A 15,282-nucleotide genomic window follows, 5' to 3' on the forward strand; every position below is an offset into this window, starting at 1 on the left:
TCAAGAGAAGATGACGATCCCCGATCATCGGCAAATCCGAATGCTTCCTGTCCTATCCGGCGACGGCTCATCGCGCACCTCAATCTTCCGACGAAGGTATTGAATCATCAATGATTCCAAACGTCTACAAATATCCGCGCACAGGTCTTTCTTATACCAAGCGTCAATAATGCTGACTCTTGGGATTTCCAAAAGCCGACGAATCTGAATCGATGGGGCAAACCGGAGGTTTGCGATGGGTTCGGCAATTTGCTTGCGATCAGATTTTGATGGGGATGGACTACGGCTTCTGGCCCGACAGACAAAGGATGCCCGCCAGGCGCGGCGGCTCCTGGCGCTCGCGTCTATTTATGATGGTAGCTCACGCGCGGATGCTGCCAGGCTCGGTAGCGTGACCCTGCAGATCGTGCGTGACTGGGTGGTGCGCTTCAACGCGCAGGGTCCCGACGGGCTGATCAATGGCAAAGCTCCGGGCAAACCATCATTGCTCAACGACGATCAACGCGCGGCCTTGGCGCAAGCCATCGAGTGCGGCCCGACGCCCTATCTCAATGGCGTCGTGCGCTGGCGACTGTGTGATTTGGCGCAATGGTTATGGGAGGAATTCCGCATCTCGGTGAGCCAGCAGACCTTGGGGCGCGAAGTGCGCTCGATGGGCTATCGCAAGCTCTCGGCTCGCCCGAGACATCATGCGCAAGATGCCGATGCGGTCGAGGCTTTTAAAAAAGCTTCCCCTGTGCTGTGGCAGAGGTCGCCGGAGGTCCCGCCAAGGGCAAAGTGATCGAAATCTGGTTTCAGGACGAGGCGCGTATCGGCCAGAAGAACAAGATCACGCGCCGCTGGGCCAAGCGTGGATCAAGGCCTTCTGCACCGCACGACCAGCGCACCCGCTCGGCCTACATCTTCGGTGCGATCTGCCCCAAACACGGAAAGGCAGCAGCCCTCGTGATGCCCTGGTGCGATACCCATGCCATGAACCAGCATCTCATCGAAATCTCCCGGAACGTCGCCGACGATGCGCACGCTATCCTGATCATGGATCAGGCAGGTTGGCACATGTCCAACGCTTTGGCCGTCCCTGAGAACATCACCATCCTGCCCTTGCCGCCGAAATCACCCGAACTCAATCCCGTCGAAAATATCTGGCAGTTCATGCGTGAAAACTGGCTCTCTAACCGCGTCTTCAAATCCTACGAGGACATCGTCGATCACTGCTGCGATGCCTGGCGAAAACTGCAGGACCGACCATGGAAGATCAAGACCATCGGTCGGCGGCAATGGGCTCATGAGTTCTAATCAACGAGGATTGGTATTAGATATTCTACCTGCTATTCCAAGAACTACACTCTGCGTGAAAGTTAAATCCAAACGATCCGGACCTCAGACAACAACGTCTCCACCCTTTTCTCCGTTCGCTAGAATCCCGTCGCTCTCTTCAATTGGGGCTTGAAGTATTCGCAATTACATGCCTAGATGAGGTTGTAGGCTGGCCAGCGTTTTGAGGGGGCGGTGCTTGGCTTTCGATCAAGGACTCCAAGACCAGCTGGATGAGATCTGGTTCCGCTTGCCGGCCGGCACGCCCTCCGGTCAGCGCGAAGAGCGGCAGGGCATGCTGGTGCGCGAGTTTCAGATCGCAGCGCGCGGCCAGTACGGTGCGCAGGATTCCCAGGCAGCTGGTGATATCGACGCGGACCGCCTTAAGCAGGTCCAGATTCGCCAGGTCAGTGCGGCAGCGGGCTTACCCGCGACCACATACCCGAGCGGCGATGCCGACGCGGTAACGCGCGCTGCCATTCTGGCATGGCGACAGAACCAGCTGCGCGCGCCCGTCATTTTCCAGGCCATCTCTCCGGGTGATCCTAAGGACCCATGGAAGAAGGTCGTCGCACAAGGCTTCATTTTCCACGATGAATTGACCGACCAAAAGCCGCGCGTATACGCCGTCGACTTTACTGATCGCCTGGACCTCAACGACCAAGGCAAGCCTTGGAAGCCGCCGGTGGGCACCGCGGTCCGGCGGGTGGTGAAGGCTAAGAAAAAAGACAAGGCGACCCTTATCTGGGGCTCGCAGAGCACGGTCGCGCAATCGCTGACGCCGTTCGATGCCGATCACGTCGTGGGCCAGGCCTGGTCGGAGCTGACGCCGGAAAAGCAATCCACCTTCCGGGTAATCAAGGCGCTGGCCCAGGTAGAGGCGGGCGTCTTCGACGGGATCAACGCCTGGGACACCTCGGTCCTCTCGGCAGGCCCGTATCATTACACGGCTTTTCCCGCGGGCGACGTCGGCGCCTCAGAGCTTGGCGCGTTCCTCGCCTATTTCGCCACGCGTTCAGCAGGTGAGTTGCGTGACCTCTTCCTCAACTTCGGGCTCAGTCCGCGCGTGGCTTGGTCGAAAAGCCTCTTCAACAAAAGTGACCGCACCTATCGCGCCGAAATCGGCTTTGTCGACGCCGCTGGCAAGCTCGCCACGCCATCGCTCACCGGGCGCGACTGGCTCCGCACCTGGCACAGCTTCTACCGGGTCCAGTATGCGCTCAGAAATTCGCCAGGTCTCCAAGAATCCGTCTGGCCCTTCGCCCGCCAACGGATCCGCGATGTACTCGCGACTCCCTTCATCGACGGTGCTCCGCCAGGTGCGAAGTCGCTGAAGGACGTCTTCAAGAGCGAGCGGACGGTGGCTCTGCTGATGCGCTGGCACGTTTTCCGACCAAGACACATCACCGACGCTGGGCATGCCGGAGAAGCGCCGGCGCTCCTCGTCGATGACGCCAGGCTCAGCGGCAAGGACGTCAGCACCTGGACCCGCAAGGAGGAGGAGAAGCTCGTCTCCGCGTTCCTCAACGGACGCACGACGCGTCTGGCCGGAAAATATGCTGAGGTTCTGTCGAAGTCATTGGAGGTGTTGAACGCACTGCGCGACCCGACGGCGCCTAAGGCAAGCAAGCTGCCGCTGCTGCGATTGGATCGGACTTTTGCGCTTCACACGGATGGCATCCCATTTCCTGATCCTGGACCGGTCTCTGCTGATAGCCGTGCGAAATCGCGCCCTCGAACGCGTGCCGCCCGAAGCCAAGAGGCCGGATCATGAGGCGCCTTTCGCCAATCTTGGCCGCGACATTCGTGGCAGGCCTTGCCTTGCAGGGCTGCGCCGCCCCCCGACTCTCCGAGCGCTACGTCGTTCCGGAGAACGACCCGGGGATAAATCGGGCGCAGGACAATTTTGCCCTCGAGCCTGGCGACGTCGTCCATATCGTGACGTTCTTGAAAGGCAGCCCGGTGCCCGACACCGGCGTCTCACCGAATTTCTACCCGCCGTTTTCCGAGCACATCCGCCTCCCGATCCGGCATGCCCAAGGTGAACTTACCGCGGATGAAGCGAACCTGTTGATGGGTGTGCTCGCGACGGATTCCGCCCCCCCGCCGATTGACGCATCGACCCAGGCTGAGCTGCAGAAGCATCGCATCGAACTCTGGAACGCGCTTATCGATTCACGGGCGCTCGTCCTGCGCAAGGCGGACGGAACCAAGCCGTCGCAGCTTCAGATCGACATGACGCGGTTCTGCCCCGCCTTCCATTCGGCGGCGGGAACAGGGAGCGTCTTGTCGACCACCTATCTCGTTGATACCTGCGCGGACAGCCAAAACGCCCCAACCCGCGAGCCGCGTCAGATCGATGCGCTCGACCGGCCGCTGGATGCAATCGGTCGGAAGGCGTCTAACCTGCATGGGGGCAAAGGCTACTACTTAAAGCTATCTGCCGTCGCGGTCGCCGTTGCCCAAGTCGAGCGCCATGGCGTCGCAATGAAGCAGGCCGAGCTCGAGGAAGGTCGCTGGAGTCTCGCAGACTGGAACGCCGCCCGTATCTGTCCGGGCCAGGCGGCAGAGGTCGCTCTACGCACCGAGCCGTGGCGCCTTCTGCGGATCATGCCGGCAGGCACGAGCGCCCGATACAAGGTGGTCGCCACCGAACCGGGACTTCGAACCTTGACCGTCGACGACCGGCAAGCAACTTTCGAGACCATTACCTACGCTAGCCTGGCCTTGCTCTCCCCGTCTGACGTCGCGACCGTCCGCTGGGGCAAAGAGCAGCGGGCGGGCCGCCCCAACGCCGTGGTGCAACTCTCCGCGAGCCAGCGCCGCATCTGCACACCCTAGAGCGGGAGCTCCCAAATGCCCGTCCTCTCTCTTTTCGGCGCACAGCTGCAATTGGCTGAGGGTGCGCACAGTTTCAACAGTCTGGGTAGGGTCAACGTTATAGGCACCTACACCTTCGCCTCAGCGGCCAAGACCCTCCAACTGGCCATCAAGGGCAAGATCCAGGATATCGATCTCGACCTTTTGTGGCATGGCGCCGTGGTGATCACGGGAAACGCTGTCGCCTTCGGCGCTGCCTCGCGCGCCAACTTGGTCGCCACCTTGTATCTCCCGGACGGGCCGCCGCGCAATCTCTCCTCACCGACCCTGTCTGTCTCTCCCGATCTTGCCCTCGGACTTCAGATCGTCGACCGCAACGCTACAGCCCTTGACTGGCTCCAGGCTCGCCTTGCACAGGGTATCAATATCGACCTCGGCTCGACGCGGGCAGTTATTGTCTTGATTGACCTGCGCCAGCCGACCGCCGTGCACCGACCGCTGCATGCCGCTGGACCGAAGCTGGTCTGGTATGACAGCTTCACCTATCAGCTGGCATCCCATCAGGCTTTCGAACCTGATCAATCCTTCATTATCGACGGGCTTGCGATCGACAGCGCCGGTTTCGACTTCAGCGCGAGACCGGAGTCGGGAGCGCTCTTTGTCCATGCCGATCTGCTTGACACGTCCGCTGTTGACGACAATGGCAACCAGTTCCTCTTCCAGCATGCACTGGCCAACGGACAGCTGAGGATTGCGGGGCGAGGGGGCGCCAATGGCGCCATGACCTGGGAGCGGTCGCTGGCGGTGGCAGCCGATCCCATTATGCTCTTGCTGCGGTATCAGGACGAGCACGGCTACCCGATCGCCTTTGCACCGCAGGCGCCGCTGCCCATCACCTCGCGCTACGGCACCCTGGACGTCGTCTACGAGGCCACGGACGCCGACAAATGGATATCGACGAACTTTGCCAATCTGGTCGGCTCGCCGGATGGGTCGACGGTGCGAGCGTCCGGTCGGCTCCGGGCGCTCGACCCTACTGCACTTTATTCCATCTTCTGCGACGATGGCGTTGCAAAGAGTAGTTTCTCCAAGCCTTGGTTCATCCGCGGCGGGATCGTCCCGCTCTCGGCCTCTGATATGCCGCGCGAGCTCAACGGGCTGTCGCGGGGCGTCCGCCTGGAGTGGGCGAACTCAACAGCGATGGCGGGGCAGGACGAGGTCGTCCTTGAGCTCGAACCGAAGATGATCACCGGCCAAAGGCGGTTCCATCACACGTTCCTCGAATTCCGAGAGGCGGGGCAATGGGCCATACGGGCGCTGCGTGAGGAACGCGATGTGCGGCCAGAACCAGCACCCGGTTCCGCGACCGCTGCTCCGTCCCCGGTGGCCAGTTACCTTTTGCGAGCTGCTGGCGGCGGCGCGTTCTCGCTGCCGACCATCGACACGGCGTTTGCGCTGGCGAACCTCGCGGGGCCAGACCGGATCAACATTGACGGCCAATCTTTGAGCGATGGCCCGATCGTCAGAATAGCCAGCCAGCGCCTCAGAGATGCGAACGTCGCCTTGGTGACACTGTTCAAGCCGCAGATCGGCGAGTTGCGCCACGTCGATGGTGCCCGTCTGGCTCCCGCAAAAGATCAAGCCTTTCAACGGCTCCTCGAACAGGTTCCAACCGCAGCTGACGTCGCTTCAACTGGACGGATCGGTCCGGAACTGCAGGGCGCACAGGCCAGCCATTTGCTGAGTGCTGCCTCGACCGATCTATCCAATCTGGTGTTTGGCGGTGATGAGGGGGCGGTCTCTGATGCTGTCGACAAGCTCAGCAAGGCTTCAGACAGAGCCTACAAGGCCGGCTATGAAATGTTCCGCAAATTCGAACGCAATTGGCGCGCATTATTCGCTGATGCGGACGTCAGTGCCTTGCGCGATCGGATAGGCATCCCGCAGCGCGCGGATCCCTTGGACGTGGATGTTGCCCTGAGGATGCTCGAGGCCGCGATCGCCTATCTGCGAACAAGCGATAATGCCACCGACATCGCTGCCACGCCCGATGACGCCGAGGCCTTGGCGGATTACCTCGCGTCTTTGCCGCCGGATGAGCTGGCTGACGACTGGACGGATCCGTCTTCCGAACTGCGGCTGCTCTTCGAGCATGTCTGGAGCCCCGCCAATTACGATCTGATGCGCCGGATCGCACGATTGGGCTGCGATGTCGGCCTGCTGAAGAAACTGTTTGACGTCAGCAACGTGAGCGCCCTGCTAGAAGCGCTGGATATCCCGGCAGCAGGCATGCTGCAGGGCGTCATTCAGGGTGTCGATGAAACCTGGAATGCGCTTGGCGAGCTCTACCGCGACTCGGCCGATAAGACGATCGAAGCGATCCGCGCCAAATATGGCCCCTACCTGACGCATGACGTCTATGACCGCCTGCTTGATCCAGCCTCTCAGGAGGATGCCGAACGCCTGCTCGCGGCGCTGAACGCCTTCCTTGATCCGCCTTTGCGGCGGCTGTCGGATATATCGTCGGACCCACCCGAATTCATCCTTCGCACCCGCCGGTTCCCGGTTGCGCGTGCCGTCAATGAACAGCTCGTCGACGCGCTCTGGCAGCAATGCTTCGACCTCTGTGCCTTCACTGACAAGCTCTGGACCTGCTTTCTGGATGACGAAACCACGGTCGTGGTGAAGCTGTCACGCAAACGCGGCCTGCCTGACATTTTGCGGGAGGTGGTGCATGGCTATAGCGGTCCGGAACGGCCTGATCCACTGGGTGTCGAACCCTATCGCGAGTCCGCGGATCGCCCACTCGATACCGATGGTATCATCGAAGCCTTCATCGACGATCTGGACCCCGACCTCAAGGATACTGCCTGGGTCGGCGTGCTGTTGGTGCGCCCGGTCGCAGATATCAGCCGCGACTTGCTGCTGCGAGACCTGGTCGGGTTTGATCACATCACCGCCAACTACATTGCTATCGGCGGCCGCCAGCCAAAGGTCGCCGTCGACAAGCCCCCGCACCTGGACGTCTGGGCGCACATCTTCAAGAAGAATCCGAACGGCAAGGACCTGCCGAACGACCCTGGATTGATCCGGGACGTCCAGCTTGCCTTGACCAAATTCGATGTCCGCATCCGACAGACCCAGCTTGCGGCGGCGGACATCGAGGTGGAGCTCTATCCAAAGGATGTGTGGGGAAAAAAGGACGAGAAATTTCGGAAGCTCGTCATCCACGGCGGCCTGCAGGCGCCTGCCGGCAAGCCGGATGGGCCGAAGGACCTTGTCTTCTCCGCATTCTTCCCCCAGTCGTTCCCAATTAATGTTGACCTCGCCTTCATCAAGGAGTTCGACCTCAGCCGTCTGCGTGTGGCGCGGCGCAAGGGCTCGACGAGTATCGACATTGACGGTGAACTTCAATTGCAGAAGCCGAAGGACCTTGCGGGCCTGCCGATCGACCTGGCTGCTTCCGACCTGCGCCTCACCTTGCAGGATTTCCGTATTCAACTTCCGACCCTGTCCGGCTACAAGATCGAGGTCGGCGCTCGACGCAATTTGGCCTTCGACCTGCCAGCGCTCAGCTTCGCCTTGCCGAAGCCCCGCGCCGTCAACTTCTTCGGCGTGGAACTGGTCCCCACCGGGTTGGGCTATATCCGCGGCAACGAAGCCGACGCGCTCGAGGCCTTCAAGGGCCGGTATGTCTGGCTGAGCAACTTCGATGCGACAGGCCAGGCCAATGTCTACCTCGCCTATATGGATTTCCATGTCGACTTCGGCAAATCACCAAGCTTCGGTCTCGTGGATGCCCGCGGCCTCAGCTTCAACATGGCGCTCGCGGCGCGGATCACAGGCGATCATGCGGATGCCGCCTATCTCGGCATCCGAGGGCTCGATGGCCGCGATGTGTCGTTGAACATTTTCGGCGTCCTGCGGATCGACATTGAGAAGCTGCTTATCTCGCCTGCCTATCTGGTGAAGGCGAACACACGCCGCTTGCCGCCCAACCCCAACGCCGGCGCCATTGTGGCCGAGAAGTTGACGCTTCGGATTTTCAACTGGTCGCCGCTACCCGCCGGGAGCGAGCTCGACTTCTTGATGCTGCACCCGACGCGCGATCCGAAGGCGCCGGATGAGCAGAACCTGCGCAAGGGGCTCGTCGCCTATTACGATTCCAAGGCGCGTGGCGATGGCGGTGGGTTCTTCAAGCTCTACTGGCTGCTGATCGCCCATAACGTGGCGCTGCCAGCTGCAGCCCTGAACCATCTTTTGGAGGAGAACCCAGGCGATAGCGATCCCGACGGCATGCTGTCCGGCCTCATGGACCCGCATTCGAACCCCACCGATCCCCTGGTGTTCCGGGATGTCGAACTGCTCGACCGCGAAAGCTGGCTGTTCGGGATGAGCTTCAAGCTGGGTGAACTCTTCACCCGCTGCTCATTTGTCCTCCACGACCAGCACTATTATGGCATCCGGCTTTGGGCGCCGTGGGTGAAATCTGTCTTCAAGCAGGAGAGCCTGGAGCTTGCCTATATTCCCGGGCCAACCCGGGCGGAGGATCGCTTCCGCACCAACCTCATGATCCCGGCCTTCAACATGCTAGGCATGCTGAAGTCGGGCGAGTTCGCGCTTGAATGGGGCTTTAACTGGGACTTCCTGATTGACGTCGGTTTCCCCTGGCGGACCAGCATTGGCTATGACTGGTTCCGGGCCTTTAGCGTCCCGGTTGGGTGCTACGAGGCAAAATTCGGCTTCTACATCGAGAAGAAAACATCTGTCGTACAAGACGAAAAGAGGCTGACCATTGGCGTCGGCATGGGCTTCTATTTCGGTTATTACTTTGGCGCCGGCAACTCGGTTGCCTGGGTGAGGGCCGGCATCGGCGTCTTCGCGATCGTCGAAGGCCGGATCACCTTACAAGGTCCCGTTGGCAGCGCCGATGCGCTGCTACGATCGTCGATCTACAGCATCGAGATCACTGGCGTGATTGGGATAATGGCCTATGGCGAAGGCGGCATTGATGTCTGGATCCTGTCCGCGAGCTTCAGGGTCTCGGTCCAGGCCTCAGTGGCCTGCACGATCCACTACGTCACAGGAGGTCCCTGCGCCTTGAGTTACAGCGCCACGCTTGGCGCCGGCTATTCCGCCTCCGTCCAAGTCGGCTGCGGTTTCTGCAGCTGGACATTCTCTGTTGCCGGGAGCGTCTCGATGGGCGTCTCCGGCCAACTCCTGCTGAGCTAAAACCATGGGCACGCTCTATGTTGGACTGAACGTCTTCTGTCCGGCCGCATTCAAACCGGCCACGCCGGTCCCCGACGCCGAGACCTACGACCACCTTGCCGGCAAGCTCTTCGGGGTGCTGCAGGGGGCGCTGACGACCCACGCCGACACTGATCCTCTGGCGCCTATGGATTACTTCACGCTCAAAGGGCCGGACCTCGCCAATCACAAGATCGTCTTCGTCACCGATGCGCTCGATCCAGCGTTGCTTCAGAAAATCTCGGACACCGCCATGCCGGTCCCCTTCCCGCCAATGACCTCGCTGTCGTTGAGCTGGAAGCCGAACAGCGCCGGCGCCGTCAAGCAGATCGCCTGGACCATCCCAACCCAACAGGACCAGCCCACCGGCGGCCTGAGTTCCCCGCTGCTCCTGCCGGTGTCGAACTGGCCTGACTTTGCCAAAGCGAATTTTGCGACACCACCCATCAAGACTTACGCGGACCTCCTCACAGTCGACGGCACGCGCCTTGCTGGCATTCAGCGCGACCTCCTTTCATGGGCCACGGCCCTGGCGACGCGGGTCATCAACCTGCATCGGGACAACGCCAGCCTAACGCCTTCAGAGGACGCGGCCTATCAGCTTGTCCGTGGTCTGGAAGGCCTGCTGGGCACGCCGGACGCTCCGACGCCGCTGACCGACCATGACATAGGCGTGTACTTGTCTGGACCGCAGACCCGGGGTGGGCCGCCGATCTACGCTGCGCTGTGGGAGCACGCCACACAGAACCCTTCACCGCTTACTGACCAACGTCCGGTTCTGCCGCCACGCTTCCTGCATGACAAGACATCCTTGGGGGCAACGACCGAAGCGACCGTTCGTCTGCTGGAGCTTGGAAGCCTCGCAAATCCTCCCTGGGCCGTGTCCTACCACCAGAAGATCTGGAAGGATTTGTGCGGGCAATTCCAAGGTGACGACGACCACGACAGCACGTACAGGGATGCGCTTGGCCGGCTGTATGGCTTTGGCGAGCGGCTGAGGTGGCCTCAGGCGGTGACCGACCGGAAGTGCTTCATGGTGCTGGACCTCGACACGGGCCGGGGTCGAGCCCAGCAATGGCCATCTTTTGGAACCAATGTCCAGTCGCTGCTTGGCCAGGTGCTGGAGCTTCCCTTCGCCTTGGGCGACGACCTCAGCACAGCCTCTGCGGTTTTCAGCGTCGAGGGGAGCTCGCTGGAAGCGATCGCCGCCCTGCGTTCGCTTGCCAGCGACGCGGCCGCGGCCAAGCCGCAAGTGGCGACGATCAGCCGGGACGCCGATCGCCCATCCGGATTCTTCGTCTACGCGCCCAAAATGTCGGAGACGACACCGGGGAGGCCCCCGAGTGGACTTCTCGTTCCTTACGCCATCCCCTCCGGACTCCTCGACGCCGTCGATCCCAATCCTCGGTGGAGCGCCCCGGAGGACGGGGAGATGTTGCAGACAATCACCGGGCCGCGGCTCGGGCTTCGCAGCAGCGAGCTGGCGCGGCCGGCGTTGGCAGGCAGCGCCGGCGATCAGCGACTGGTGGTGCCAGCACGGCTGATCCAGGTGCCGGCCAACCTTGGCTCGGATGGGCTCTTCGAGCTGGTGGTGAACACGCAGCCGCATCCTGACGAACAGGCTGAGATCATATCGCGTTTCATGAACCTTGGCGCTGACCGGGCAGCGGCTGGCGGCCAGCTATGGTTGACGGTCACTGGACCTGATGGGGTGGAGACCTGGGATCTCGGCGGACAGGTCTTGGAACGCAAGACGGCAGACGGGGCCCTGCGTGCGATCATCGTCGACCGGGTGTCGCCAGCGGTGAAACTCTCCGACCTGGTGAAGCGGCTCTCCGCGCCGACGCCAGGGGGCAAGGACCTCCTTGACCAGGGTGCCAGCGTGGATTTGATATTGCCGGTGGGAAGCGTGACGGATCCGCTCTTCAATCGGATCCTGGGGGGACTCGCTCCCCTGAAAACCGGAGGCGCCGAACGAGCCCCTGTGTGCATCTTGAAAGGCGCCTTTACCAGCCGATGGAGCGCCTCGACTGATCGCGTGCTCGACCGCTTCGAGCTCACCTACACGCCCTCGCCGTACAATGCGCCTGCGAGCCGTCCCGTGCTCGCACAGCTGAGCGACTTCAACAAGCTGAGGCTCGCGCTTTCCAGCGACGATCCGGAAGTCATCGCCCGCGCGCCCAGCCTGAGCGCTTCCGGACGTGTCGTGACCTTCCTGACCTATCCCGATGCGGCGGTGCCGATGCCTTCCGCGGGCTACCTGCCCGCCACAGCGCCCTGGCAGGTCGCAGCGCCTCCTCCGAGCGGGCGGTTCTTTGGCTATTTCCTGTCGCATCTCTTCACCCAGGACGCCCGTGGCGAGGAGCGCGACAGCGAGACGGAGCGGCTGGCCAGCGAAACGCTCCGCTTCATAAATTACCTGACGCCGCAATTGGCTTGGACGCTCGACGGATATGTGGAACATCAATACACGCAGCGCTTCCCGTTGACGGCCCCGACGGTGATGTTGCCGCTTGCAACCGATATCCAAACCCCTGCCACAGCTGCGCTGCGGAGCGACGATGGCAGCGAACTGCCGTTGATGGGCTGGCGGTTCTATCTCTCGCCTTCGCGCTTCGAACTAGGTTTCTTGCGACAATATCTCACGAAGGCTCTGACGCCGGCCGACAATGGTGAGGCACGGCCAACCGCGCTCCGCTCCATTTATGAGCCGTTGGCGGACCTGATGCTGGCCGTGGACCGCGGCAGCGCCGAGCTGGTGTTGCAGCGATGGGCTTATGAGGCCGATGGCCCGCGCGGAGGCGTTGCGTCGCAGAGCGGCGCCGTCACCGCGAACATGGCCAAGGTTGGAACACACAAGCGCGCACTGAAGGCATCTGATTCACCTAATGAATTCAAGATCCTTCGGGACTTGCTGCGCCAGCCGCTCGCCAAGTTCGAAGCCGCGGTCAAGATCTTCGCTTCCGGTGCTGGCGAAGACTGGCTGACGATCACGATACCGTGCCCGGCTGGATGGAGTGGGCTGGGTTCCGCAAGCCCTGTCGCCGACGACAGCGACGTTCTACGCCTCGGCCTTCGCCTGGAGCGCCCGACCGATGCGGTGGTGCCGGCGGGCATTGCCGACCCGATGCGGCCCCAGGCCACGCCCGGATTCGGCCTTGCGGTCGACAACGACAAGGTCGCCATCTACCCAGAACTGCAAGGCGACACCTTTGCCGATCTGCATGATGGGGCAGCGACAGAGCTGGGCAAATATGTCTCGGCCAGCATGAAGACCTCACTACGCGAACGCCTCGACTGGCTGCGTGCGATCCGGGCCGCGCCCGCGCCGCGCTCGCCGCTCCGACTTCGACCGGCACCGCCAACCAAGGCGGACCCTGAAACCATCGACGATCCTCGCCGGGCTGAGCGACTGTTCGGCGCCAGCATGCCATTCCTGGTGGCGCCCACGTCGACCCGTCCCGCCGTTGGGCGGGTGCTCGACCTTTATTATGTTCCCTACGCATTCCGGCCCTTGAGACCCCATCTCAAGATCGGCGACGGCGAGACCACCCTGGAGTTTGCCGAATTCTTGTCCCAAATTCTCAATGACATCGTCACCAATGCCCCAATGCTCAACATCGATGTCGACATCCCTTCGCCCGCCGACGCCTTTGGCCTGCGCAACACCGTGCGGGCTCTACTGCCCGACGTGGCCGCACGCATGGCCGCGCTGGTAACCTATGTGCACAATGACAATCCAGCGTCGGGTACCGACGCGCTGTTCGAACACGTCAAGGACCTTTCGGCAGGACTGGCCGGCGATCTTTCGATCACGCTGAAGAGCCTGCTCACCACGACCCCGGGGCTCTTCGCCACGACCAAGGGCTTCGGGGTGGCGATCTTCGAACCCGATTCCTGGACCCAGCGGCTCCACTCCTTGCAATTGCGAAAGCAGATCCATCCCGCGCCCGCGCCAGGCGAGACCGCTAGCGACCCGTCGCGCTTTGATGTCGACCGTTTCCTCTTTCCTCTGTTTCACAACGCTGCGGCGGGTCGCTACCTTGTCGATATCCTCGACGACGCCCGATATGATGACGAGTTCGAGATCGACGAGAGCGTTTTCGACCCGCCGCGGCCGGACTGGACTGTTGGCGGACCTGGCGTTGTGCTCGGGCCGGGCGGAGCGAAATTGCGCCAGCGCGGCGACGCCCAGGCACGCAGCGGCGAGGACGTGATCGAGCAGCACAACCGCTTCAACGATGGTGCAGCGGCGGCACGCCAGATCGAGGCCGATGTCGTGCATTGGAATCCGAACTGGACCGAAGTGGAGTCCGCCAACACCCGTCGCTTCTACCTGCTGCCGTCGCGACGTCGGCCGGCCACGCCGATCAAGCTGAAGCCCGCCGCCGACAGCGGACCGCCGAGCGCGCCTCTGCAAGTGAATCTTAAATCGCCCATGCGACCGCTGAACGATCAGCTGACCGACCTTCTGAACGCACGCCTCCAACAGAAGGCGACCGTGGGCTTCGGGTCGGGCGGCGCAGGGCTTAAGGCAAAGCGCAGAAATCCAACCCTGACGGGACTGGTCCAACCCGACGCTCGCGCCAGCGGCCTATCCGCGCCCGGCTGGTGGCATCTCGAGAGCTATGCCTCCGAGCACTATTTCGTGCTTGAAGGTGACGAGGAATCGTCGGGTTCCGACGGTCCATTCCACAATGATCGCATCCGCATCGAGGTGGAGATTGGCGACAGCCCCTTCGTGGACGAGGATCCTGTCTCGCCTGCGAAGTACGCTGTCAAAGGCGAGCTTGGTGACTGGTTCGGATACCAGCGCCTGCGGGCAGCGAATCCCAGCGGGATCATCCCGAAGCCTGCGAAGATTCCCCGCGACAAGCTTGAGGCGCAACTCCGGGCCTGGCTCGCCCCGACGTCTGCCGATGACGGGCTGCTGGTCCCAGCGCCGCCGGTCGTGGAATTCCAAAAGCGCGCTTCGCAGAAGGCCAACAGCACGGTTGTCGTGGCGAACTTCACGCCCAGCAAACCGGACGCCGCGCACCGGCTAAAGAACCAAGCGCCGCAGGACATCGGCTCGGTGCTGGCCGCCGAGATCATGGATCTCGACGCCGATCCCAAGCCGCAGGACCGCTTCGTGCTGCGGCTGGTCGTGCTGGACGAACCCTGGCGATACACGCGCGTGCGGGTTCGCATCGAGCGCAACAAGGCGGACGTGAACGACGGCGATCTGCCCGACATCAACCCGCTGTTCCAGATGCTTGGGGATTTCTCCAGCTGGAGCAGTCATGGGCGCGAGCCGATGCTCATTGACCTGCGTTACAGCCAGGGGCTGGGCTTGCCCGCCGAAGCGGTTCAATTGACCCCGAAGCTGACGCTTGGCGATTTCCTCGACTTGAAAGTGACCACCACCATCGACTATGGCGATCAGGTCGGGGCAGCCGTCGACGCCGAATTCACCGCACCTGGTTTCGGACGCCTTCCTTTTTGGAACCCCGATCGCGTTCGTCGGGGCCAGTACGGGATCTCAGGTATGGTGATCCAGCAGCGACTGGACCTCCATCCACGCTACGCGCGTGCTGAGCTCAACGACCAGATTGAGGGACGTATCGAGGAGACCCCGCGCGTGCACCTCGCACCCATGGCAGTTGACACGACTGTACCAAGGCGTGACTTCACATCACTCCTCACCGGCTTCACACGCACCGACGTACCTTCGCCCCATCATGCGGTGCGCATCAATTGGACGAATGCCGCCGGCGAGCTACTAGTGAGCTGCACGTGGCCAGTGCGATTCCAAACTTGAGGAGCCCCACCTCGCCACGCGTTTCAGAGTTTACCCGAGCGCATTCAATCGCGTTCTGACCGCCGTGGGAGCGACCTTCGCAAAACTACCTTATGTAG

5 protein-coding genes are annotated in these 15,282 nt (G+C 62.0%); all 5 read left to right on the plus strand.

The annotated features are described in order from the left end of the window. The first annotated feature begins 235 nt into the window (after positions 1-235). Positions 236-1,296 (plus strand): IS630 family transposase gene (locus tag AB4048_RS25180; protein ID WP_442204725.1). Its coding sequence is split into 2 segments (ribosomal slippage): positions 236-728 and positions 728-1,296, totalling 1,062 coding nucleotides; the frame shifts between segments, so codons are not numbered across the junction. 268 nt (positions 1,297-1,564) lie between these two features. Further along, the gene (locus tag AB4048_RS25185) at positions 1,565-3,088 is read left to right on the plus strand and encodes a hypothetical protein (RefSeq protein WP_442204726.1); all 1,524 of its coding nucleotides are present in this window, start codon (positions 1,565-1,567) and stop codon (positions 3,086-3,088) included. After that, a complete protein-coding gene (locus tag AB4048_RS25190; protein WP_442204727.1) occupies positions 3,085-4,155 on the plus strand; it encodes a hypothetical protein in 1,071 nt (356 codons plus the stop codon). Before AB4048_RS25185 ends, AB4048_RS25190 begins: the two co-directional genes overlap by 4 nt. A gap of 15 nt (positions 4,156-4,170) precedes the next feature. Then, positions 4,171-9,366: a hypothetical protein gene (locus AB4048_RS25195; RefSeq protein WP_442204728.1), complete on the plus strand. Its 5,196-nt coding sequence runs from the start codon at positions 4,171-4,173 to the stop codon at positions 9,364-9,366. A gap of 4 nt (positions 9,367-9,370) precedes the next feature. Beyond that, positions 9,371-15,184, plus strand: coding sequence for a hypothetical protein (locus AB4048_RS25200; RefSeq protein ID WP_442204729.1), 5,814 nt, complete (start codon positions 9,371-9,373; stop codon positions 15,182-15,184). Positions 15,185-15,282 lie beyond the last annotated feature (98 nt).

Origin of the sequence: Rhizobium sp. RAF56, from assembly GCF_052113965.1 — a bacterium.
In the GTDB taxonomy this organism is placed as follows: Bacteria; Pseudomonadota; Alphaproteobacteria; order Rhizobiales; family Rhizobiaceae; genus Rhizobium.

What these genes read in the sequence shown, in the direction of transcription:
- AB4048_RS25195 (WP_442204728.1), top strand. Translation starts at nt 4,171, where the DNA reads ATGCCCGTCCTCTCTCTTTTCGGCGCACAGCTGCAATTGGCTGAGGGT.
- AB4048_RS25190 (WP_442204727.1), top strand. Translation starts at nt 3,085, where the DNA reads ATGAGGCGCCTTTCGCCAATCTTGGCCGCGACATTCGTGGCAGGCCTT.
- AB4048_RS25200 (WP_442204729.1), top strand. Translation starts at nt 9,371, where the DNA reads ATGGGCACGCTCTATGTTGGACTGAACGTCTTCTGTCCGGCCGCATTC.